Origin of the sequence: Paenibacillus sp. FSL M7-0896, from assembly GCF_037975415.1 — a bacterium.
In the GTDB taxonomy this organism is placed as follows: domain Bacteria; phylum Bacillota; class Bacilli; order Paenibacillales; family Paenibacillaceae; genus Paenibacillus_AQ; species Paenibacillus_AQ silagei.
Map to the genome: position 1 here is coordinate 3097310 of NZ_CP150250.1, position 20779 is coordinate 3118088.

Annotated in this window: 24 protein-coding genes; 20 read left to right on the plus strand and 4 right to left on the minus strand. The window is 53.9% G+C overall.

Going from position 1 to position 20779, the window contains the following annotated elements:
• Positions 1-5 precede the first annotated feature (5 nt).
• From MKY12_RS13085 to MKY12_RS13100, 4 genes are all read left to right on the plus strand, one after another.
• Positions 6-287: a holin gene (locus MKY12_RS13085; RefSeq protein WP_036728921.1), complete on the plus strand. Its 282-nt coding sequence runs from the start codon at positions 6-8 to the stop codon at positions 285-287.
• Positions 288-401: 114 nt separating this feature from the next.
• Complete coding sequence (locus tag MKY12_RS13090) at positions 402-824, plus strand: hypothetical protein (protein ID WP_339256352.1); 423 nt, start codon at positions 402-404, stop codon at positions 822-824.
• A gap of 151 nt (positions 825-975) precedes the next feature.
• Positions 976-1110, plus strand: coding sequence for a hypothetical protein (locus MKY12_RS13095; protein ID WP_268748465.1), 135 nt, complete (start codon positions 976-978; stop codon positions 1108-1110).
• A 176-nt stretch (positions 1111-1286) separates the two neighbouring features.
• Positions 1287-1538, plus strand: coding sequence for a hypothetical protein (locus MKY12_RS13100; protein ID WP_339314035.1), 252 nt, complete (start codon positions 1287-1289; stop codon positions 1536-1538).
• 89 nt (positions 1539-1627) lie between these two features.
• On the opposite strand, the gene MKY12_RS13105 is transcribed toward MKY12_RS13100, so the two are convergent.
• Positions 1628-2521: an S-layer homology domain-containing protein gene (locus MKY12_RS13105; RefSeq protein WP_339314036.1), complete on the minus strand. Its 894-nt coding sequence runs from the start codon at positions 2519-2521 to the stop codon at positions 1628-1630.
• A 134-nt stretch (positions 2522-2655) separates the two neighbouring features.
• Positions 2656-3231 (minus strand): hypothetical protein, encoded by a 576-nt coding sequence (locus tag MKY12_RS13110; protein ID WP_339314037.1) that lies wholly within the window; start codon positions 3229-3231, stop codon positions 2656-2658.
• 188 nt (positions 3232-3419) lie between these two features.
• Between MKY12_RS13110 and MKY12_RS13115 the strand changes: the two genes are divergently transcribed.
• The 4 genes from MKY12_RS13115 to coaD all read left to right on the plus strand — a co-directional run bounded on the left by MKY12_RS13115 (position 3420) and on the right by coaD (position 5213).
• Entirely contained in the window at positions 3420-3737 is a 318-nt protein-coding gene (locus MKY12_RS13115) for a hypothetical protein (RefSeq protein WP_339314038.1), read from the plus strand.
• Positions 3738-3831: 94 nt separating this feature from the next.
• Complete coding sequence (locus tag MKY12_RS13120) at positions 3832-4020, plus strand: single-stranded DNA-binding protein (protein ID WP_143803648.1); 189 nt, start codon at positions 3832-3834, stop codon at positions 4018-4020.
• Positions 4021-4102: 82 nt separating this feature from the next.
• Positions 4103-4711, plus strand: coding sequence for a 16S rRNA (guanine(966)-N(2))-methyltransferase RsmD (gene rsmD, locus MKY12_RS13125; protein WP_339314039.1), 609 nt, complete (start codon positions 4103-4105; stop codon positions 4709-4711).
• Complete coding sequence (gene coaD, locus MKY12_RS13130; protein WP_339256363.1) at positions 4695-5213, plus strand: pantetheine-phosphate adenylyltransferase; 519 nt, start codon at positions 4695-4697, stop codon at positions 5211-5213. Before rsmD ends, coaD begins: the two co-directional genes overlap by 17 nt.
• On the opposite strand, the gene MKY12_RS13135 is transcribed toward coaD, so the two are convergent.
• A complete protein-coding gene (locus tag MKY12_RS13135) occupies positions 5185-6471 on the minus strand; it encodes a nucleoside recognition domain-containing protein (RefSeq protein ID WP_339314040.1) in 1287 nt (428 codons plus the stop codon). The two genes, coaD and MKY12_RS13135, sit on opposite strands and share 29 nt — an antisense overlap.
• A gap of 159 nt (positions 6472-6630) precedes the next feature.
• Between MKY12_RS13135 and MKY12_RS13140 the strand changes: the two genes are divergently transcribed.
• Entirely contained in the window at positions 6631-7671 is a 1041-nt protein-coding gene (locus MKY12_RS13140; protein WP_339314041.1) for a SepM family pheromone-processing serine protease, read from the plus strand.
• Here the strand turns inward: MKY12_RS13140 and MKY12_RS13145 are convergent.
• Positions 7661-8899, minus strand: a complete 1239-nt coding sequence (locus MKY12_RS13145) for a nucleotidyltransferase family protein (RefSeq protein WP_339314861.1) — start codon at positions 8897-8899, stop codon at positions 7661-7663. The two genes, MKY12_RS13140 and MKY12_RS13145, sit on opposite strands and share 11 nt — an antisense overlap.
• Before the next feature lie 139 nt (positions 8900-9038).
• Here MKY12_RS13145 and MKY12_RS13150 point away from each other — a divergent pair, with 139 nt between their 5' ends.
• The 11 genes from MKY12_RS13150 to smc all read left to right on the plus strand — a co-directional run bounded on the left by MKY12_RS13150 (position 9039) and on the right by smc (position 20719).
• On the plus strand, positions 9039-9560 hold the full coding sequence (locus MKY12_RS13150) for a DUF177 domain-containing protein (protein ID WP_339314042.1): 522 nt from the start codon (positions 9039-9041) through the stop codon (positions 9558-9560).
• Positions 9561-9610: 50 nt separating this feature from the next.
• Positions 9611-9784: a 50S ribosomal protein L32 gene (rpmF, locus tag MKY12_RS13155; protein ID WP_019911234.1), complete on the plus strand. Its 174-nt coding sequence runs from the start codon at positions 9611-9613 to the stop codon at positions 9782-9784.
• Positions 9785-10058: 274 nt separating this feature from the next.
• A complete protein-coding gene (fapR, locus tag MKY12_RS13160; RefSeq protein WP_036728893.1) occupies positions 10059-10655 on the plus strand; it encodes a transcription factor FapR in 597 nt (198 codons plus the stop codon).
• A complete protein-coding gene (plsX, locus tag MKY12_RS13165) occupies positions 10639-11628 on the plus strand; it encodes a phosphate acyltransferase PlsX (RefSeq protein ID WP_339314043.1) in 990 nt (329 codons plus the stop codon). The genes fapR and plsX overlap by 17 nt, the downstream gene beginning before the upstream one ends.
• An 8-nt stretch (positions 11629-11636) precedes the next feature.
• Positions 11637-12626, plus strand: coding sequence for a beta-ketoacyl-ACP synthase III (locus MKY12_RS13170; RefSeq protein ID WP_155991613.1), 990 nt, complete (start codon positions 11637-11639; stop codon positions 12624-12626).
• A 99-nt stretch (positions 12627-12725) separates the two neighbouring features.
• Positions 12726-13649, plus strand: a complete 924-nt coding sequence (gene fabD / locus MKY12_RS13175; protein WP_339314044.1) for an ACP S-malonyltransferase — start codon at positions 12726-12728, stop codon at positions 13647-13649.
• A 51-nt stretch (positions 13650-13700) separates the two neighbouring features.
• A complete protein-coding gene (gene fabG / locus MKY12_RS13180) occupies positions 13701-14450 on the plus strand; it encodes a 3-oxoacyl-[acyl-carrier-protein] reductase (RefSeq protein WP_036728883.1) in 750 nt (249 codons plus the stop codon).
• Positions 14451-14574: 124 nt separating this feature from the next.
• Positions 14575-14808 carry an acyl carrier protein gene (gene acpP / locus MKY12_RS13185; RefSeq protein WP_036694165.1) on the plus strand — a complete coding sequence of 78 codons (234 nt, stop codon included), beginning with the start codon at positions 14575-14577 and terminating at the stop codon, positions 14806-14808.
• Between the two features lie 176 nt (positions 14809-14984).
• The gene (fabF, locus tag MKY12_RS13190) at positions 14985-16223 is read left to right on the plus strand and encodes a beta-ketoacyl-ACP synthase II (RefSeq protein ID WP_081751295.1); all 1239 of its coding nucleotides are present in this window, start codon (positions 14985-14987) and stop codon (positions 16221-16223) included.
• 14 nt (positions 16224-16237) lie between these two features.
• Positions 16238-16942 carry a ribonuclease III gene (rnc, locus tag MKY12_RS13195; protein ID WP_036728876.1) on the plus strand — a complete coding sequence of 235 codons (705 nt, stop codon included), beginning with the start codon at positions 16238-16240 and terminating at the stop codon, positions 16940-16942.
• A gap of 207 nt (positions 16943-17149) precedes the next feature.
• Complete coding sequence (smc, locus tag MKY12_RS13200) at positions 17150-20719, plus strand: chromosome segregation protein SMC (protein ID WP_339256379.1); 3570 nt, start codon at positions 17150-17152, stop codon at positions 20717-20719.
• Positions 20720-20779 lie beyond the last annotated feature (60 nt).

Consider the following 20779-nt stretch of genomic DNA (forward strand, 5'->3'; position numbering starts at 1 on the left):
CCGTTATGTACAATGATGCACTTAACAATGTACTAGCTTTTGCATCCGTATTGGCGGTATTCGTTATGGCGCTGGTCCAGTTCGTCAAGAACAGCGTTAATCTTCCGCGCAACGTGGTTCCTGCTGTGGGGCTGGCCATCGGCCTGCTGGTAGGAGCGGCTGCGTACCCTTTTACAGACATGAATCTCATTCTTCGTCTATGGGCCGGAGGCTTGGCCGGATTATCGGCAACGGGGCTGTTTGAACTGGCGTTCAATAAGCGGAGCGGGACTACCAAAGAAGATTAGTAGAGCGGCGGCTTCAGGCGGTAATATAAGATGGGGAATAAGTAATGGTGATATCATCCAAGCGATTTAGAAGGAACGCGAATATATTAATTAAGAAGAAAGGAGGTGCTTGATATGGGAACTTATGTTGATGGAAGAACCTCGCAGAATGCTAGTTTTGCTAACTCTATTGCAATACCTATCCTAGTAATTAATACTCCGCAGCTGTTCGGGCAAATTGGGCTGATCACTGCAGGGGTAGGCACGAACCCTCGCGTAATACTAAAAGGAACCATTTCGTTGCAGCTTCCGCTTGCGCTGCTAGGCATAACTGTAACAATTGTTAGAGGAACACTACCAACTGACCCGCTGGTCTATTCCGCCACCTCTACCTTCAATCTTAGTGTTCTGGCTCCACAGATTATCACATTCTCTGCAGATGATTTCCTTCCGACAATTACTCCGCAGTTAACGTATACTGCGTTTGTCAGCTCGAACCTTCTGGGTACAATCCGTGTAGGTCCGGAGAGCTTCGATGGAATCCTGGTATCCGATTAAGCAATAGCATGGGACATCCTGGGCTGCCCGCAAGGAGGGCGGGCAGGATGCCCTTGTACATACGCCCCAAATTATGTCCGTTTCGCCCAATCTGATGAGGCAACCGGCTCATATGCTGTTCTGTAGTCAACATTATGAAGGAGGTAATCTCATGGGTGCAGATTGCGGATACGGTGGCAATGTAGGCGGCGTGAATACGTGTGGAGTAGGTCCCTGGACATCTACAGGTGCGATTCTGGTTCTTTATATCCTGCTCGTTATTATTCTGAGTGCCTGCTTCTACTAGGAGATCCAATCAGTAAGAGCAGTCCCGGATTACCGGGACTGCTCTTGTTGCAGATGCAGGATGGACAAGCTATGCTGCATGACGGTAAATTTAAATTCGCCTTGCCCCGAATGGATGTGCGATAATAGAGGTCATTGTCTTCAGGGCAATTAGTGCTGGCATGAAAGAGGTGTACGATGGAAGAGAAGGAAAAGATATATGCCATCCTCAAGCGGATTGAAGCGGAACAGGCGGTTAATCAAGAGGTAATGGAACTCGGAGCCGAGGCCTTCGCCGATATTATGGAGGAGCTTATCGACAGCCGGATGGTGGAGAATATTAAGATCTCCCGGTCAGGCAGCGGAATCGTGACAGTCAGAACTACTGACATCAAATTGACCCGGCGTGGTCATGATTTTATTTTATTGAAGGAGTCCGGCCGAATTTGATCGGAAAATAGATGTCATTACCCGGCACTGTAAGAGGCCGGGCTATTTTTGTTGACTAGGGTCCCTGCTTGATGAATCAACGCTTAAGGCTATTTATTGCTGTATTTTTGCAGAACCCCTTTCTTCTCAAACAACAGATAGACGCGGTCCAGAATCGTTGCCAGTTCTGCCCGGGTAACAGGGGCGAGTGGTCTGTAGTATCCACGGGAATCTGCTGTAATAATCCTTTGGGAGTCCATCGCTGCAATGGCGTATACCGGCAGAAAGGTGAAATCTCCAATTAGCGAGATAGATCCATTTTGGTATGTATAAAAAATCGCTGGGGAGAGCTCATCCCCGGGTATGTATGTATCCCATCTGGTGCCGGCCCTTGCTCTTTCTGTATCCATGTATTGATCCATAGCATTCTGAGTATTGAATTTTCTCAAGGGAATATCCTTGAATTTACTTAACCGCTGGTATAACTCTTTGTCAGGATCATCGGTATTCGCACCCTTGTCGAAATCTTCAGCGAATAATTGGTAGAGCATAGACGTTAGCTTGAGTCGTGTCAGCCGGGCTTCAGGTTGGAAGGTATACTTGCCTGTTGAAGGGTTTTGGGAAATCCCGCCGCCGCTGGCCGCAGAGGAATTGTATAGCTCAGATATTTCTTTGTAGGCCCAGTGATCTTTGGGGACATCAAGGTAGCTGGTAACTTTTTGTTCATAAAATAAGGGCTTTACATTGGGTCGGTATTTATCGAATAGCCGGTAGAGCATAACGGAGAACTCGGCCTTGGTAACCGTTGTTTCAGGTTTAAAGGTGCCGTCGGAATACCCTTTTAGCACATCGTTATCCGTCATGAAAAGAATGGATTCCATCGCCCAGGAATATTTCTGCTCGTTGACATCGGAGTACAAGCTTTGCGCACTTGCGGATGAAGACGGGGCAGAGCTGAGAAGCAGCATGCTGATGACGGGGAAAAGGATTGTTTTTTTGAACATGGGACCTCCTGATCAATTGAATTCTTATGATGAATGCGGGAGCCCTGAGCTCCCTTACCCTAATGAACGGTATCACCATCATTCCTGAATTGTCAATAAATACGGGAGGTCCCATGCCGGAGACATAAGGAGGTTTACTTGGTTGTAATCTCCGACAACGCCTTGTCCATCTGCGTTTCATTCGATTGTACGGCTTCGCTGTCCACAGCATCAATTCCGCGGAAGACATTCTTAGTGTTCTGATAAAAGTCAAAGGCAAACTTCTTAATAGCCTCACCGTCAGGGTGATTGCGCTCAACAACGGTAGCCTTGAACAGGTTCGTCAGCATGTATCCGGCATCCTCGCTATGCGCGAGATAATTCCCGGCGGTGTACTCCTCCACGATCTGGGATTCAAAATCCTTAAGCTCCACAGCCGACGGAGTGTACGATTTCGCCAAAACTTCCGCGGCATCTGCTTTTTGCGTGGCCTCCGTATCCGTAGTCGCGATTTGCTGGATCGCAGATTCCCAGTTCACGGACGCCTTCCCGGTGGAGGGTTCAGTGGCTGGTGCTGACGTGGGTTGCGCTGCTGTCGGCTGTGCTGTCCCGGCGGGAGTTGGGGTGGCCTGATTAGCCGAAGTGTTGCAGCCTGCGGTCAGTCCAATGGCACCGCTGAATAGGATGACTAGGGCGAGGGACGACATCTTTTTATACAAGGACTTCTTCATAGCGGTTCCTCCTGAATCTATCTGATATTCCTATACTATATATGTAACCTTGTCCGGACGGATTGAATTTATTCGCTAATGTGACTAATAGATATGTATATTTGTCAAGATCGACAAGGTCAAATGATGTAGAATAATAAATTGGATTCTGGTACAATCTATATATTAAGTTTGAAGGAGCGGAGCACATGGATAATGATTTGGTGCAGGTATTAAGATCCGTTTTTCGCGAAGAATTGGAGCCCGTTAAGGCGGAATTAGGAACCGTCAAGGAGCGTTTGGATCGAATAGAGACAGAGCAGCAGAACATGAAACAAGATCAGCAAACAATGAAACAAGATCTGCAAACAATGATGCAAGATCAGGAACAGATTAAACGTGCTGTGCTGGAAACAAACGAGCGGCTCATCAACGTCGAGTCTTTATTGGAGAATCAGCACAGAATTATCGAACTGCTCTCAGCGCGCTCCATTGAGCAGGAAGCCAAACTGAAGCGGATTATATAACTATATACACAGCAAGCCCACGTATCTTGATTTCAAGGCGGGGGCTTTTTTTGCGTAAAACAAAAATCGAGGCTCCCTTTCGGGAGCCTCTTTCATGGGAGAGGAGAAACCGGACGAAGAGCTTATGGGGAAACGTAAGCCTGCTCCGCGGTTGTCTACGACATTTTGTGATGTCGATAATTACAGGATGACCCGGATGCGGGAGTTTTATACATTTGCTTGCGAATATTCTTCTGCTCCGCATTGTGACAAAGTCGGACAATCTTTTTATTTCATGGAATAATTGTGGTACTATAGGCTTGGACTTATGCCCTGTAACGGCATAGTAATGTAGAGACAAAAGCTAAAAAGCAGGTGGATGATCGGTGAGAGTCATATCGGGAAGTGCAAAAGGCAGGCCGCTTAAAAGTGTTCCAGGCAATGGCACACGGCCTACTACCGATAAAGTAAAGGAAGCGTTATTCAGTATGATCGGGCCTTATTTTGAAGGAGGTACAGTGCTTGATCTGTATGCCGGTACTGGAGGGCTGGGAATTGAAGCCCTAAGCAGAGGGATGGAAGCTGCGGTGTTTGTGGACATGGAGCAGAAGGCGATTGACACGGTGCGTGCGAACCTGAAGGCGGCCCGGCTGGAAGCGCAGGCTGAGGTCTACCGCAATGATGCGGGAAGAGCGCTTGGTGCACTCGGGAAGCGGGGGAGAGCATTTGATCTTGTTTTTCTGGATCCGCCTTACCGTATGAAGCATGCAGACGAGCTGATGGTTACGCTGGCGGACAAGCTGCTGCTGAACCCTGATGCAGTGATCGTGCTGGAGCATGAATCGGGGTATACCTATCCCGAGGATATACCGGGGTTCGTTAGAACGAAGCAATCTGTCTATGGAGAGGTTACGATCTCTATCTACCGGTATGAAGCTGCTGTTCCAGAGGCTGCCGCAAGCGGCAAGGAGGTTAATGATGAGTCTGCAAATTAGAAAAGAACGTGTCGCTATCTATCCGGGAACCTTCGATCCGGTTACGCTGGGCCATATGGACATTATTCACCGGGCCGCCAAGCAGTTCGACAGGCTGATTGTGGCGGTGCTGAACAACCTGAGTAAGAATCCGTTGTTCTCGGTCGAGGAACGGACAGAGCTTCTGCGTCAGGCGACAGCAGATATACCGAATGTTGAAGTGGACAGCTTCCGTGATCTCCTGGTTAACTATGTGAGGCAAAAGGATGCGCAGGTTATTGTCCGTGGAATCCGGACCGTTACGGATTTTGAATATGAGCTGCAGAATGCTTCCATTAATCATAACCTTGACCCTGAAGCGGAAACTATATTTATGATGACTAATCCGAGATACTCCTACCTTAGCTCCAGTGTGGTGAAGGAGATTGCCCACTTCGGCGGGAAGGTCTCGGATTTTGTAACCCCTGAGGTGGAGCAGGCCATGAAGCTGAAGTTCAGCCGGATGGACGGCGGCTCGAAGTAAACAGCTTCACGGCAGCAGACAGCAACAACAGCAGCATAACAAGCAGGGCCATAAGTCCCAGGATCTGTGGGGCTAGAGTCCATATTCTCAGTGAAGTGCCTATGTCTTGCAGCTGTACGGCCGGGGGTGAGCCGGCTAGAACCGGCAGCACCGCAGACTGAATATGGAGCAGCGGTGTCCACAGCAGGAGCGTGAACGCAAAGGCAAATAGTCCATGCAGCAACCTGACTGCGGTGAACGGAAGGAAGCGGACATTCGCTGCCTTCAGCACAGTCAGTGCCTGGAGCTGGGCGCAAATGCCGCTCCAGGCCAATCCGGCCGACAGCAGTGCCGGGCCAAGAAGACCGCCTATTAGAAAACCTTCAAGTCCTGCTGCGGCTGAAGTCATTGACCGGGCCCCGAGATGAATCTCAAGCATACTTGCTGTAACCAGAGCAGGCAGCTGAGGGAACAGCCGGGTAACAATACTGACGACAACTGCGAACATAATCATATAGCCGCCTATAATCATCAGGCTCTGTACGGCGGAGGATACGGATTCACCGAGCACCTTGCCGAAGCCCCGTCCATCCCTTGAACGGGCATCCGCTGCTGCCTGATGGATACGCCGGGGCAAGGATGCTTTTTTGCTGCGGGGGCGGCTGCCCGTCAGGCTGGAATCTCTTTCTTGCGGAACTTGCGGAAGAACTTGCGGAAGCGGAATAGGTGAGGTTATCTTACGGGAGCCATTGAAGCAGGCGGATAGAATACCTGCGGCTATCCCTGACAGCCAGTGGATGGCCAGCAAGGCATACCCGGCGGCTGGACTGTGCAGGAATGCTGTCCCGACTACAATAAGCAGTGTGACCGGACTGGCATAATGCACGATAGCCGCCAGCCGTCCGGCCTCCTTGTCCGTAATGTCCCCCTGCTTGTGCAGCTGCATCACTCCTCCGGCTCCTGCCGGGAAGCCGGCGGTAAGGCCGAGCACCAGCGTCCAGCCGCCCGCCCCGGGAAGCCGGAAGCAACGCTTCATCAGTGGCTCCAGCAGGACGCCGATACCATGCACGAAGCCGGATGCGCTCAGCATCTCTGAGAGGATCAGGAAGGGCAGCAGCGCCGGAAAGACCAGGGTCCACCAGAGCGTAAGGCCCGTAAGTGAAGCCTTGAATGAGGCTTCAGGTGCTATGATTATTGCTATAGCTAGCAGAATGGCTGCAGCCCCGGGTATAAATGGAGCTGAACCCGACAGGAAGCGTCTGGATCTAAAGTTTATCATTAGAGTTATCCCCTCTTCATAGCTTAGGACATGGGCAGATCTTGTTATCAATTTATGCAGGGGAGACAACCATCATGCCACAGCCGGAGTGAAGCTCCAGGCTAAGGTACCACATTCTAAGTGCCGGGGCATCATCCGCAGGAAAGAAGGGGAAGAGACTTGAGGCAGTACAAACGCCGGGTAGGCATCCGCGCTTCAGCCTATTTATTTTCATTCGTGGTCATTCTCTATGTTGTCGTCTTTATGAACACGCCTTACATTGTATATCAGCCGGGAAGCGCCTCCGAGGTGGCACCGATGATCAAGGTTGAGAATGCCGATCCGCAGGAGCAAGGAACCTTCATGATGACCACGGTCTCTGCAAGCTATGCGAATGTGGCTCTTCTAATCGCCTCTGTGTTCAACTCGAATGCCGAGGTAGTATTGAAAGAAACCCGCCTGCAGGATAAGACAGAGCAGGAGTATGCTGCGGAGCAGGTATTCTATATGAATAGTTCGCAGTCCTATGCCGTGCAGGCGGCCTATCATGCGGCAGGTGTACCTTATGAGGATGTCGTGGATTATCTGTATGTGTTCTCGGTACCAGAGACTGCTAATCAGGACCGGTTCAAGCCGGGGGACAAAATCATCAGTGTAGGCGGACAAAAGGCAACCGATCCGGCCGCGCTGTCCAAATTGCTGTCGGTTCATCAGATTGGAGATAGCGTGGAGGTATCGCTCCAGCGTGACGGCAAAGAGATCAAGGAGCAGGTCAAGCTGGTGGGGGTCAAGGATAAAGAAGCTGCGGTTGCCCGGCCGGGCTTTGGAGTCGTTATTGGTGCGGTTCAAAAAGTGGAGCCTAAGCAGGAAGGCAAAGCCGTCAGCTTCGTGGATACTAACGTGGGCGGACCCTCTGCCGGTCTGATGTTCACCATGGAAATCTACAACCGGCTTACGCCGGGGGATCTCACTAAGGGCCGGAAGGTAGCAGGCACGGGTACGATAGATCCCGAGGGGAACGTGGGGCCAATCGGCGGTGTGAAGCATAAGATTGTAGCGGCCGATCGCAAGGGGGCGGAGATCTTCTTCGTTCCGCTTAAGAACTACGACGAGGCCAAGGCAAAAGCGGATCAGATCGGCACGAATATGAAGCTGGTTCCTGTCTCAACCCTACCCGATGCCCTGAAATACATGCAGGAGCTGCCGGTCATCAAATCCTGACCGGCGGCTCAAGATAATCACTGTACAGATCGCTGCGCAGCGGGTCGGCATAAGCCCCGGCGAACACAGCAGCCGCCTGGAGGTCACGCTCCAGCATGGGATGGGTGCACCGGGCAGGGCTTGTAATCACCGGAAGCGCCGCTGTCTGCTTCATCTGCTTCAGCAGCTCCCGTCCGCTCTCGCGGAAGCCAAGAACTCTTATGTAGCCGGGACCCCGGGAGAGAACGGAGGGGGACAGCTCTGCTTTGCTGTGGTTCAGCAGGGTGTGAAGCAGCAGACGCTGGAGCCTGGTAAGGGTATACCGTCTGCTCTTAAGCTCCTGCAGCAGACCGCCGACTGTGAACTTATCCAGCTGGCGCATGCTTCGGAGCAGCCGGTTCTCCAAGCCCTCGTTCATATCCTGCACTGTGTGCAGCTCCGCAGCGGAGCGCGTATAGAGCACATGGCGCAGCGGCCCGGCGAAGTCTTCTAGCCGTACCGGGCCCCGGCCTGCGTCACGCTCCCGCTCCAGGATCGACAGGGCGTACTCCGGCATGTAATCCGCCGGTGATCCGCCCTCCTGCAGCAGCCTGCGGATGGCTGTTGCACTGGCAATGGCCGACCCGCCCTCCAGCGGGTCGTGGAAGCCCGCGCCGGTACGCGGCACGGTCAAGGGCTTGATCACGCTGCCCAGCCGCCTTAGCGCGATCAGGTAGTGCAGGCCGAGGCTGTTGTTGGGCTGCCGCAATATACTTTCGGCATCTTCCGGTTTCTCCTCTCCCAGGAAAGAGGCCTTCCAGGCCGCCGCCGCCGCTGCGCTGTAGGCGGCGGGGAATCCCGCGCCCTCAGAGAGGCGCGCGCGGATCTCCTCCTTAAGCGCGCTGCTCTCTTCGGCCAGGAAGCCGGCCAGAGGCAGCAGCACGCCCAAAGTCCCTGCTTCGGAGCCGAAGCACAGGCTGTCGACGACGCCGGTCGCCTCCAGCAGGGACACCGCTCCGAAGGCGAACCATTCCGCCGGCTGGACGGCGTACGCCACCGGCAGCTCAATGACCAGATCGGCGCCCATGTGCAGCGCCATCTCGGTACGGGCGCGCTTGCTGACCGCCGCCGGCTCGCCGCGCTGGGTGAACGGTCCGCTCATAATGACAACGGAGCGGTCCGCTCCCGATATTCTTTTGGCCTCTGTGAAATGATGGACATGCCCGTTATGTAAAGGGTTATATTCGGCTATAATACCTACAGTTGCCACAGTTGCTTCACGCCCCATTCTGGAAGATATATTGTATATCATAAATTGTCACGCTCCCTGAAACAATATAAAGGGAAAATGGTTGACAAACTCAGGGAATAATAGGTATAATAAATTTTGTTTGTTTGGAGTGATAAGAATGAACATTCACTTTCGCAAATTAGCGAATGCCGACGAGCCTCTGGTCCTCCACGAAGTTGTGGATGTCAGCGGGGTTGTCACAGGGCGCAAGGATATACTTGCTGTTGCACCACTCTCAGTAGACCTTAAAGCGCTGCCCGCGGGAACCGATAGTGTGAACGTGGTGGGAACACTGAACGGAGAAGTGGACATGTTATGTTCACGTTGTCTCGTTGAGGTCAAGAGTAAGCTGAACATTCCTTTCGCTGAGACCTTCAAGTGGCTTAAGCAGCCAATTCTTCCGGAAGATGAAGATGAGGAACTCATTTACATCAAAGATGAGATTGTGGATCTTATCCCGTATGTGGAAGAAAATTTCGTACTGCACTTACCGGATTCGGTATTGTGCAAGGCAGACTGTCTTGGTCTTTGTCAGAAATGCGGACAGAACTTGAACGAAGGCACCTGCAGTTGCGACAACACAGTGATCGATCCAAGACTCGCTGCGTTGAAAGGATTCTTTACCAGGCAAGATGACTAAGAACAAATCCCAAGGAATTGGGTTACAACAAAATCAGGAGGTGTCTAACAATGGCAGTACCACAACGCAGAACGTCCAAGACTCGCCGTGACAAGCGTCGTACTCACTTTAAACTGGTTGTTCCAGGTATGGTGAAATGCGAACAATGCGGAGAGCTGAAGCTTGCTCACCACGTATGTAAAGTTTGCGGAACATACAAAGCAAGAGAAATCATCAAACAATAGTTTGCACATAAGAGTAGCACTTCATCTGCCGGTGGAGTGCTATTTTTATGTGAAAATAAAGCTGGGGCGGAGCTTATATGCCTTGCGCTGCGCGGGTTTTCAGGCGCTTTTCAAGCCAAAGCTTTATTTTTGCGCCGGCATGCTTTATACTACATATTAGTACCTGGTTCTAATTGATAAGGTAGAACAGAGAGATATGATTACAGCGGCCACTCTTACGGGCCGGAAAGCTGCACATCAGGCCTGTGCCGGGAGGTGAGCCGCTATCGAGCGGATGTCCAAGAAGGAACGTCAGCAGCAGCTGCTGGCTATAATAGAAGGGAACCCGTTTGTAACGGACCGGGAATTGACCCGCCAGCTGAAGGTGAGTATCCAGACGATCCGGCTGGACCGGCTGGAGCTGGGGATTCCCGAGCTGCGTGAGCGGATGAAGCAGATGGCGGAGCATTCCTATGATCAGGTGCGTTCCCTGCCAGCCGATGAAGTGGTCGGTGATATTGTGGATCTGCAGCTGGATAAGAGCGGGATTTCGATCTTCGAGATCCGCGATGAGCATGTGTTCTCCCGCAACGGGATTGCCCGTGGCCACTACGTCTTCGGCCAGGCGAATTCGCTGGCAGTAGCTATAATTAATGATGAGATTGCCTTAACGGCTTCGGCCGACATCCGGTTTGTGCGCATGGTCCGGCTGGGTGAGAAATGCATTGCCAAGGCGCAGGTGCGTTCACTTGCGGGCCGGAACGGCAAGGCTGAAGTGGATGTATTTACATATGTCGGAGAAGAGCTGGTATTTCAAGGCCATTTTATAGTGTATCGTTCAGCAACTGAAGAGTACAGCGAAGGGGGAAACCGGAGTGCGGATCGCCATTGATGCCATGGGCGGGGATAATGCTCCTGAATGTAATGTGGAGGGCGCGCTGGCAGCGGCTGCGGAGTGGAATGACATAGAGATCGTACTGGTCGGTGATGAAGCGCGGCTTGAGCCGCTGCTGAAGACTAAGCCTTCTAACGTTACCGTACGTCATGCGGGGGATGTGATCGGTTCGGATGAAGAGCCGGTGAAGGCGGTCCGCCGCAAAAAGGACTCATCCATGGTCGTAGCCGGACGGATGGTCCGCGAGGGTGAGGCCGATGCCATGATTTCCTCTGGCAACACCGGAGCCTTAATGACCACAGGACTTCTGGTAGTCGGAAGAATGGAAGGGATCGAACGGCCTGCGCTGGCTCCGATGATTCCTACGCTGGATGATGTCGGTGTGCTGGCTCTGGATCTTGGCGCCAATATGGATGCCAAGCCGCAGCATCTGGCACAGTATGCCCAGATCGGCAGCATATACCGCAACAAAGTGCACGGCATTGCGAAGCCCCGGGTAGGCCTGTTGAACGTCGGGACTGAGCCGGGCAAGGGCAATGAATTGACCAAGGAAGCCTATCCGCTCCTGGAGGCGCTGCAGGGCATTGATTTTGTCGGCAATGTGGAAGCACGGGATGTGCTCACCGGAAGCTGCGATGTGCTGGTCTGTGACGGCTTCGCCGGTAATATACTTCTGAAGACGCTGGAAGGAACAGCCGGCGCGATGTTCTCTCTGCTGAAGGAGCAGTTCAGCAAATCGCTTAAGACGAAGCTGGGTGCGGCGATCCTGATGCCGGAGCTTAGAAGCCTGAAGGGCAAGATGGATTATAAGGAACATGGCGGAGCGCCGCTGCTTGGTCTTAGCGGCCTGGTAGTCAAGGGGCATGGTTCGTCCGACGGCAATGCGGTGAAGAATGCGGTAAGACAGGCACGGATTGCCCTGAAGGCGGATCTGGTGCCTAGTATATCGAAGGAAATTAGCGGGAAGTGAGTGAAGACATGAGACAATTACGTCCGGTAGGAATTATTGGGACTGGGAAATATGTGCCTGAGAGAATATTAACCAACAGCGATCTGGAGAAGATCGTCGAAACGAATGATGAATGGATTGTCAGCCGCACAGGAATCAGGGAACGGCATATTGCGGCCCCGGAGCAGGCTACCTCTGATCTGGCCTATGAAGCGGCCCTGAAGGCACTGGAATCCGCAGGCATGAAGGCCGAGGAGCTCGATCTGATTATTGTCGCTACAGTTACACCTGACAGTGCTTTCCCATCCACTGCCTGCATTCTTCAGGACAAGCTGGGGGCCAAGAACGCAGCCGCCTTTGACCTGTCGGCAGCCTGCTCCGGATTCGTCTACAGCCTGGCTACAGCCACGGGCTTTATCCAGAATGGAATGTATAACAATGCGCTGGTGATCGGTGCGGATACGCTGTCACGTATTACAGACTATACAGACCGCAACACCTGCGTGCTGTTCGGTGACGGTGCCGGTGCGGTAATCGTCGGCGAGGTTCCGGAGGGACGCGGCTTCCAGTCCTTCGATCTTGGGGCGGAAGGCTCTGGCGGCAGCCTGCTTAATCTGGAAGCGGGCGGCTCACGTCTCCCGGCTTCCCAGCAGACCGTAGAAGACAAGAAGCACTTCATCTATATGAATGGCCGCGAGGTCTTCAAGTTCGCAGTTCGCGTCATGGGATCGGCTACGGAGCGTGTGCTTACCAAGGCGGGATTGTCTAAGGAGAATATCGACTTGTTCGTGCCGCATCAGGCCAACATCCGGATTATTCAATCCGCTATGCAGCGTCTGGATCTGCCGCCGGAGAAGGTTGTAGTCAACGTTGATAAATACGCGAATACCTCCGCTGCCTCCATTCCGCTGGCTCTTGTAGAAGCAGCTGAGGAAGGCCGGATGAAGGCAGGCGATGCAGTGCTTATGGTTGGCTTCGGCGGCGGACTTACCTGGGGCGCTTCTGTGCTGATCTGGTAAGAATCGGGGCATTACTAGTGAATAATCGGAATTAATAATAGCAACGATGCAGCTCTTCTCCGGTGGAGCTGCAGCTAACGGGAAGGAGCTTTAACCCTCATGAGCAAAATCGCATTTGTCTTTCCCGGTCAGGGTGCACAGGCAATCGGTATGGGTAAGGATGTATATGAAGCATTGCCTCAGAGCCGTGCAGTCTTTGAAAAGGGTGACGAGGTGCTTGGATTTCCGCTGAGCGGGCTTGTATTTGAAGGGCCGGACAGCGAGCTTAAGCAGACGGTGAACACGCAGCCGGCACTGGTTACAGCCAGTGTGGCTTATCTGGAAGCGCTAAGCGGCCTCCAGGTTACGCCGGATTATGTGGCAGGCCACAGTCTTGGCGAATATAGCGCTCTTGTGGCAGCCGGCGTGCTCTCCTATGAAGATGCTGTAAGGCTGGTCCGTCTGCGCGGACAATTCATGGAAGAAGCAGTTCCCGGAGGACAGGGGGCTATGGCAGCGGTGCTTGGAGCAGACCGTGAGGCGCTTACGGAATTATGCCGCAGTATTACAGCAGCGGGTACTCCCGTTGAACTGGCGAATGTCAATTGTCCGGGACAGATTGTGGTGTCCGGTTCCGTAGCCGGTGTAGATGAGGTGGTCAAGCGTGTGAAGGAAGCCGGGGGCAAACGGGCGATTCCGCTGGAGGTTAGCGGGCCGTTCCACTCCTCATTAATGAAGGGTGCGGCTGAGCGGCTGGCTGCTGAGCTCGAGAAGGTAACCTTCAATGCTCCTGCTATGCCGGTAGTGGTCAATGTCACCGCTGCTCCGGTGACAGACCCTGAAGAAATCCGCAAGCTGCTGGTAGAACAGGTATATTCTCCGGTACTCTGGCAGGATAGCGTGGAATGGCTCATTGGCGCAGGTGTAGATACTTTTGTAGAGATTGGCTCCGGCAGTGTGCTGGCTGGCCTGATTCGCAAGATTGACAGAAAGGTCAAGGTTGTGAATATCAACAGTCTGGAGAGCGTGCAGGCTGGCTGGTAAGCAGCTTGGCCTAACCGCAGCCGCATGATTATCGAAGGGGGACAACATAGCATGTTTGCAGCACTAAAAGGTCAGACCGCCCTTGTAACCGGAGGGTCCCGGGGGATCGGTCGCAGCATTGCCTTGGCACTCGCTGCTCATGGCGTGAAGGTCGCGGTGAACTATTCCGGCAGCCTTCAGGCGGCTGAAGAGACCGTGGCCCGGATTCACGAGCTGGGCTCGGAAGGAATCGCTCTGCAGGGGAATGTCGGCCGCAGCAGTGACGCCGAGAACCTGGTCAAAGAGGTTATCCAGACCTGGGGGAAAATCGATATCCTGGTGAACAATGCGGGCATTACCCGGGACAATCTGATCATGCGTATGAAAGAGGAAGAATTCGATCAGGTCATCGAGACGAATCTGAAGGGCGTCTTCAACTGCCTGAAGGCAGTAACCCGCCCGATGATGAAGCAGCGTTATGGCCGGATCATCAATATTTCCTCGGTTGTGGGCGTGACGGGGAATCCCGGACAGGTGAACTATACCGCTGCCAAGGCAGGGGTAATCGGCATGACGAAGTCTGCGGCCCGCGAGCTGTCTTCACGTGGAATCACAGTGAACTGCATCGCACCAGGCTTCATTGATACCGACATGACCCGCGAGTTGTCCGATGAGGTTCGCAGCGAGCTGATCAAGGGGATTCCCTTGGGAGAGCTTGGGCGGGCGGAGGACATTGCGAATGCGGCGGTATTCCTGGCTTCGGAAGGGGCAGCTTACATGACAGGCCAGACGCTTCATGTGGATGGCGGAATGTACATGTAAGGCTTCGCAGGGCGTTAGATCGTTACGGGTGAAGATGGACAGAGGCAGCCAGGGCAGCGTTTTTTATGCTCTATGGTATTTTGACTTCATATCTCGTATAATACCAAAAGAGGAGGTGAACCGGATGTCCGATGTATTGGAGCGTGTAACACGCATTGTCATCGACCGCTTAGGTGCCGATGAAGCAGAGGTAACATTAGAAGCGTCTTTCAAAGATGATTTAGGTGCTGATTCTCTTGATGTTGTAGAATTGGTAATGGAATTGGAAGATGAATTCGACATGGAAATCTCTGATGAAGATGCAGAGAGAATTACGACCGTGGGTGAAGTTGTGAAGTACATACAATCTCATACCTAGAGTCATATGATTGAGGGTCCCGTTCCTGCCAGGGCGGGACTTCTCCTCATTTTACAGTGATAATAACAGAACCGCAGATTAACTAATCCTGCGGCGACTGCAGTTTATATAGACATCTGGTATGTTTGCGTTTACACATTGTAGAGGTACACAGCCTATAGACGGGGTGATTATGTTTGAATCATAGAGTAGTTGTAACTGGTATGGGTGTAATGACTTCGCTGGGTAAGGATCTTGAGACGTTCTGGGATAGCCTCATGAGCGGCAAGTCCGGAGTATCCCTGGTTGAAGCTTTTGATGTCAGTGAATATCCAACAAGAATTGCTTCCTCGGTCAAGGATTTCGATGCGGAAGCACGCTTCGGCCGCAAGGAAGCCCGCAAGATGGACCGGTTCGTACAATTCGCAGTTGCTGCCGGTGAAGATGCGCTGAAGGACAGCGGACTTACGATCGGTGAAGATATCGATGCAGAGCGGATCGGGGTATCTGTCGGCTCTGGAATCGGCGGCCTCGGCACATGGGAAGATAACCACAACCTGCTGCTCGAAAAAGGCCCGAAGCGGGTCAGCCCGTTCTTCATTCCGATGATGATTGCCAACATGGGCTCCGGCCAGCTGTCGATCAATCTCGGGGCCAAGGGACCGAATACAACGACAGTGACCGCTTGTGCAACAGGCAGCCACTCCATCGGAGAATCCTTCCGTCTGATCCAGCGCGGTGATGCGGATGCGATGATCTGCGGCGGTGCGGAAGCCACCATTCGTCCTACAGGAATGGCAGGCTTTTGTGCAATGAGAGCCATGTCTACCCGCAATGACGAGCCGGAGAAGGCCAGCCGCCCGTTTGATGTGGACCGTGACGGCTTCGTCATGGGCGAGGGTGCGGGAATCCTGATTCTCGAGTCCCTGGAACACGCCGAGAAGCGCGGAGCCAAGATCTATGCCGAAGTTATCGGATACGGTCTCAGCGCCGATGCCCACCACATGACGGAGCCTGATCCTGACGGTGCAGCACGCTGCATGAAGATGGCGATCCGTGATGCCGGTATTAATCCTGAGGATATCGACTACATCAATGCGCATGGTACATCTACACCGGTAGGCGATAAATCTGAGACAGCCGCTGTGAAGAAGGCGCTCGGAGAGCATGCGTACAAGGTTGCGATCAGCTCAACCAAATCGATGACAGGCCACTTGCTTGGCGCTGCCGGCGGGGTGGAAGCGATTATCTGCGGGCTGTCCCTGCAGAAGGGTATGATTGCCCCTACCATCAATTTGGACAACCCTGACCCGGATTGCGATTTGGACTATGTTCCGAATGTGCCACGTCAGGCGGAGCTGAATATCGCGATGTCGAATTCCTTCGGATTCGGGGGACATAACGCGACCGTTATTCTCAAAAAATATAATAAGTAAGGGGAGACAGTGCAGTGAAAGGAGACCTGAAGCAGTTACAAAGCCAACTTCAAATCCAATTTCACGATCCTGTACTTCTGAAGCAGGCTTTCACCCATGCATCTTATGTGAACGAACACCGGTTCAATCAGCATCAGGACAACGAGCGCCTGGAGTTCCTGGGTGATGCGGTGCTTGAGCTGACGGTGTCCGAATATCTGTATAATCTGCTCCCGGACAGGCCCGAGGGAGAATTGACCAAGCTGCGTGCTGCGATTGTCTGTGAGCCGTCGCTGGTCCGGTTCGCCGAGACCTTGGGCTTCGGGCGGTATGTACTGCTGGGAAAAGGGGAAGAGCTTACGGGCGGACGTACCCGCCCGGCTCTGCTGGCTGATGTGTTCGAAGCCTTCGTGGGAGCGCTCTATCTCGATCAGGGACTGGAGACGGCCCGGAGATTCCTGGATAATCACGTATTTCCGCTGGTGGAAACCGACGGTAAGCTGCAAATGCAGATGAGCGACTTCAAGACAGAGCTTCAGGAACTGATACAGCATCATGGGATGGGTACGCTGGAATATCGGATTATTGAAGAACGCGGACCGGCGCATGAGCGTGAGTTCGTCTCAGAAGTATATATGGCCAGCCGTTCACTCGGCAGCGGCAGCGGCCGCTCCAAGAAGGAAGCGGAGCAGCAGGCAGCGGCGGCGGCATTATTGCTACTGAAGGAAGATGGTGCCTGAAGGCACAGATGAACATCTGAAATGCGGAGTAGAGCAGCAATGGTCTGAATGCCGGCGGTTCGGCGGAAGTCAGACTTTTGCTGCTCTTTTTCGAAAGATCAGAAATGATATGTTTTGGGGTAAACATCGAAGCAGGTGCACCACTTTATGGGGTTGTTTTGGCAAGGAAACACTATGGTATAATGGGTCAGAGGTGAGTAGCGAGTTATGTTTCTGAAACGGATTGAATTAGCAGGCTTCAAATCATTTGCCGACAAAACAGAGATGGAATTTGTGCGCGGAATAACGGCTGTAGTCGGCCCGAACGGCAGCGGCAAAAGTAATATATCCGACGGCATCCGCTGGGTGCTTGGGGAGCAGAGTGCCAAATCCCTGCGCGGCGGCAAGATGGAGGATATTATATTTGCCGGAAGTGATGCCCGCAAGGCGGTCAACTACGGTGAGGTCTCGCTGACGCTGGATAATGAGGATCATGTGCTGCCGCTGGATTTCAGCGAGGTGACCGTGACCCGGCGTGTCCACCGCAGTGGCGACAGTGAATATCTGATCAATAAGCAGGCCTGCAGGCTGAAGGATATTACGGAGCTGTTCATGGATACCGGTATCGGCCGTGAAGCTTATTCAATTATCGGACAAGGCCGGATTGAAGAGATTCTCAGTACCCGTTCGGAAGACCGGAGGGGGATCTTTGAAGAGGCTTCAGGTATTGTTAAATATAAGTCACGCAAAAAGGATGCCGGCCGCAAGCTTGATGAGACCGAGCAGAATTTGCTGCGGATTCATGACCTGATCAGCGAGCTGGAGGATCAGGTGGGACCGCTGAAGGACCAGTCCGAGAAGGCGATAAGATACAAGGAGCTGCGGGAGCAGCTAAAGCATCTGGAGATTTCGGTATATGTGCATCAGATCGAAGGCATACATACATCCTGGCAGGAGGGCAACGCCCGCCTGGAGGTGCTTAAGACGGAGCAGCTGGAGCTGTCCACTATAGTCTCTGCCCATGATGCCAAGCTGGAGAGCGGCCGGGCGGAGCTGCGTAATCTGGAGCAGGAAGTGGAGAAGCTGCAGGAACAGCTGCTGCGCAGCAGCGAAGCCAACGAGAAGAGCGAAGGCTACGGAGAGCTGCTGAAGGAGCGCCGCAGGAATCTGGAGCAGAACCGGGAACAGCTCATGCAGACTCTGGGTTCTGTAGGCGAACGCTCTGAGGGGCGGCAGCGTGAGCTGGCGGAGCTTGAGCATAAGCTGAAGCAGACCAGGCAGACGCTTGCGGAGCTGCGGGCACAGCTGGCGGATGAGGAATCGAAGCTGCAGGGTGTGGCCGGAGGCATCAGCCAGAGCAAGGAAGAGAAGCTGAAGAGCGCTCTGCTTGAGCTGATGAACCTGATGGCTCAGGCGCGCAACGAGATCCGCTATGCGGATCAGCAGAAGGAGAGCCTGGAGCGGCGGATGAGCCGCAGCCAGGAGGAGAGCGGCAAGTGGACAGCGCGGCTGGAGGAGCTGGTCTCTGCACAGAGCGGGCTGAAGGATAAGATTGCCGCGCTAGGCAAGGAAATCGGGCTGCTGCGCGGCGCATACATTACGGAGAGCGAGCAGACCGGCAAACGGCAGAAGCTGCTCGAAGAGACGCAGAGCGGCCTGCGAAAATGGGAGCAGAAGCGCGAAGCCCAGGTGTCCCGGCATGAGACGATGAAGGAAATGCAGGATGATTTTGACGGCTTCATGCTTGGGGTCAAAGAGGTGCTGAAGGGCGCGCGCAAAGGACAGCTAAGCGGTGTACACGGGGCGGTTGCCGAATTGATCTCCGTTCCCGAAAAGCTGGAAATGGCGATTGAGACCGCCATGGGCGCTTCCTTGCAGCATGTGGTTATGGAGAATGAAGCGGTGTCCCGGCAGGCGATTGCTTTCCTGAAGCAGCGTCAGCTCGGACGGGCGACCTTCCTCCCGCTTGATGTGATCCGGCCCCGGCAGATTACCGGCAGTGACCGCAGCATGGTTCAAGGTGCTGAAGGGTTTGTCGGTATCGCCTCGGAGCTGGTCGGCTATGAAGACAAGTATGGAAGCATTATCGGAAGCCTGCTCGGCAATGTCGTAATCGCTGAGAGTCTGGAGCAGGCGAACCGCATTGCGGCCAAATGCCAATACCGCTACAGAGTGGTTACGCTGGAAGGCGATGTGGTGAATGCAGGCGGCTCAATGACGGGCGGCAGCCAGCATAAAAAGAACAACAGCCTGCTTAGCCGCAAGCGTCAGCTTGACCAGCTCTCCGGCGAGATTGAAGAGAGCGAGCAGCAGATTGCCAAGCTGAAGCAGGGGATCAGCCGCTTGCGCGCTGAACAGGACAAAGGCTCCCAGAAGCTGGAGCAGCTGCGGCATGACGGTGATGAGAAGCGGCTGGAGGAACAGCGCGTATCCGGCGATCTGAAGCAGCTGGAGCAGGAGCTGCGGCATGTGCAGGAGCAGGTCGAGGGCGCGGGCGCGGAGCGCAGCGGCTTCGAGCAGGAGGTACGCGGGCTGGATGAGGCCCGCAAGCAGGCGGAAGCAGAGTTGTCCCGGCTGGAGAAGGAAGAGCAGGAGGCGCACGCAGCAATCCGCAGTGCCGAGTCGGACCGCAAGGCGAATGAATCGGCCAAGGAAGAGCTGCAGGGCAAGCTGACCGGGATGAAGGTCACGGAGGGCAAGCTGGATCAGGAGATCTTCTCGCTGGAGGAGCAGCTGCGCCGGATGAGGCAGGACGCCGGCTCCCAGGAGAAGGAGCTGCGCCAGAGCCGCAGCCTGCTTATGACCATCGAGCAGGATCTGGAAGAGAATGCACGGGAGACCGTGAAGCAGAAGGAAGAGGTCAACAGTCTGCGGCTGAGCAAGGAAGATACGTCTGCGAGGCTTGACCTGGCCCGTGCCGACCGCGCGGCGATCTCGCGCAAGCTGGAGCTGGCCGAAGGCGAGACCAAAGACCAGCGTCAGGCGCTCCGGGCGGTCGAAGACAAGCTCCGTTCCACGGAGGTTGCCGTTGGCCGGCTGGATGTAGAACTGGACAATATCCTCCGCAAGCTGAGCGATGACTACGAGCTGAGCTACGAGCTGGCGAAGCAGCGTTATCCGGTGCCGGAGGATGTGCCTGCGGCACAGCTGGAGGTGCAGCGTCTGAAGCGCAGCATCTCCGGTCTGGGCGAGGTCAACCTTGGCGCGATTGAAGAGTATCAGCGGGTGCATGAGCGGTATACTTTTCTAAGCGGGCAAAAGGATGATCTGGTGGAAGCCAAAACAACGCTGTATCATGTCATCCATGAGATGGAAGAGGAGATGTCGAAGCGCTTCAAGCAGACCTTCGATGCCATCCGCCGCGAGTTCGGCACGGTGTTCACGAAGCTGTTCGGCGGCGGGCGGGCAGATCTGCAGCTGCTGGACCCTGAGCATATGCTCGAGACAGGGATTGATATCGTTGCCCAGCCGCCGGGCAAGAAGCTGCAGAATCTCCAGCTTCTCTCCGGCGGAGAACGCGCCTTAACCGCGATGGCTCTGCTGTTCGCCATTCTGCAAGTCAAGCCGGTGCCGTTCTGCGTGCTGGATGAAGTGGAAGCGGCGCTGGATGAAGCCAATGTGGTGCGCTTCGCCCAGTACCTGCGCGAGTTCTCGGAGCAGACTCAGTTCATCGTAGTGACCCACCGCAAGGGAACGATGGAGGAAGCAGACGTACTCTACGGCGTGACGATGGAGGAAGGCGGCGTGTCCAAGCTCGTATCCGTGCGGCTGGAGGATGAAGAGGCAGAGATAGCTTAACGATACAGATTGAACCAAAAAATAAAAGTTAAAGGAAAAGTGGCGGAGGGGAATTTTGGA

Coding starts and splice junctions, on each gene's coding strand:
- MKY12_RS13085 (WP_036728921.1), top strand. CDS start 6: ATGTACAATGATGCACTTAACAATGTACTAGCTTTTGCATCCGTATTG.
- MKY12_RS13090 (WP_339256352.1), top strand. CDS start 402: ATGGGAACTTATGTTGATGGAAGAACCTCGCAGAATGCTAGTTTTGCT.
- MKY12_RS13095 (WP_268748465.1), top strand. CDS start 976: ATGGGTGCAGATTGCGGATACGGTGGCAATGTAGGCGGCGTGAATACG.
- MKY12_RS13100 (WP_339314035.1), top strand. CDS start 1,287: ATGGAAGAGAAGGAAAAGATATATGCCATCCTCAAGCGGATTGAAGCG.
- MKY12_RS13105 (WP_339314036.1), bottom strand. CDS start 2,521: ATGTTCAAAAAAACAATCCTTTTCCCCGTCATCAGCATGCTGCTTCTC.
- MKY12_RS13110 (WP_339314037.1), bottom strand. CDS start 3,231: ATGAAGAAGTCCTTGTATAAAAAGATGTCGTCCCTCGCCCTAGTCATC.
- MKY12_RS13115 (WP_339314038.1), top strand. CDS start 3,420: ATGGATAATGATTTGGTGCAGGTATTAAGATCCGTTTTTCGCGAAGAA.
- MKY12_RS13120 (WP_143803648.1), top strand. CDS start 3,832: ATGGGAGAGGAGAAACCGGACGAAGAGCTTATGGGGAAACGTAAGCCT.
- coaD (WP_339256363.1), top strand. CDS start 4,695: ATGAGTCTGCAAATTAGAAAAGAACGTGTCGCTATCTATCCGGGAACC.
- MKY12_RS13135 (WP_339314040.1), bottom strand. CDS start 6,471: ATGATAAACTTTAGATCCAGACGCTTCCTGTCGGGTTCAGCTCCATTT.
- MKY12_RS13150 (WP_339314042.1), top strand. CDS start 9,039: ATGAACATTCACTTTCGCAAATTAGCGAATGCCGACGAGCCTCTGGTC.
- rpmF (WP_019911234.1), top strand. CDS start 9,611: ATGGCAGTACCACAACGCAGAACGTCCAAGACTCGCCGTGACAAGCGT.
- fapR (WP_036728893.1), top strand. CDS start 10,059: ATGTCCAAGAAGGAACGTCAGCAGCAGCTGCTGGCTATAATAGAAGGG.
- MKY12_RS13170 (WP_155991613.1), top strand. CDS start 11,637: ATGAGACAATTACGTCCGGTAGGAATTATTGGGACTGGGAAATATGTG.
- fabD (WP_339314044.1), top strand. CDS start 12,726: ATGAGCAAAATCGCATTTGTCTTTCCCGGTCAGGGTGCACAGGCAATC.
- fabG (WP_036728883.1), top strand. CDS start 13,701: ATGTTTGCAGCACTAAAAGGTCAGACCGCCCTTGTAACCGGAGGGTCC.
- acpP (WP_036694165.1), top strand. CDS start 14,575: ATGTCCGATGTATTGGAGCGTGTAACACGCATTGTCATCGACCGCTTA.
- smc (WP_339256379.1), top strand. CDS start 17,150: ATGTTTCTGAAACGGATTGAATTAGCAGGCTTCAAATCATTTGCCGAC.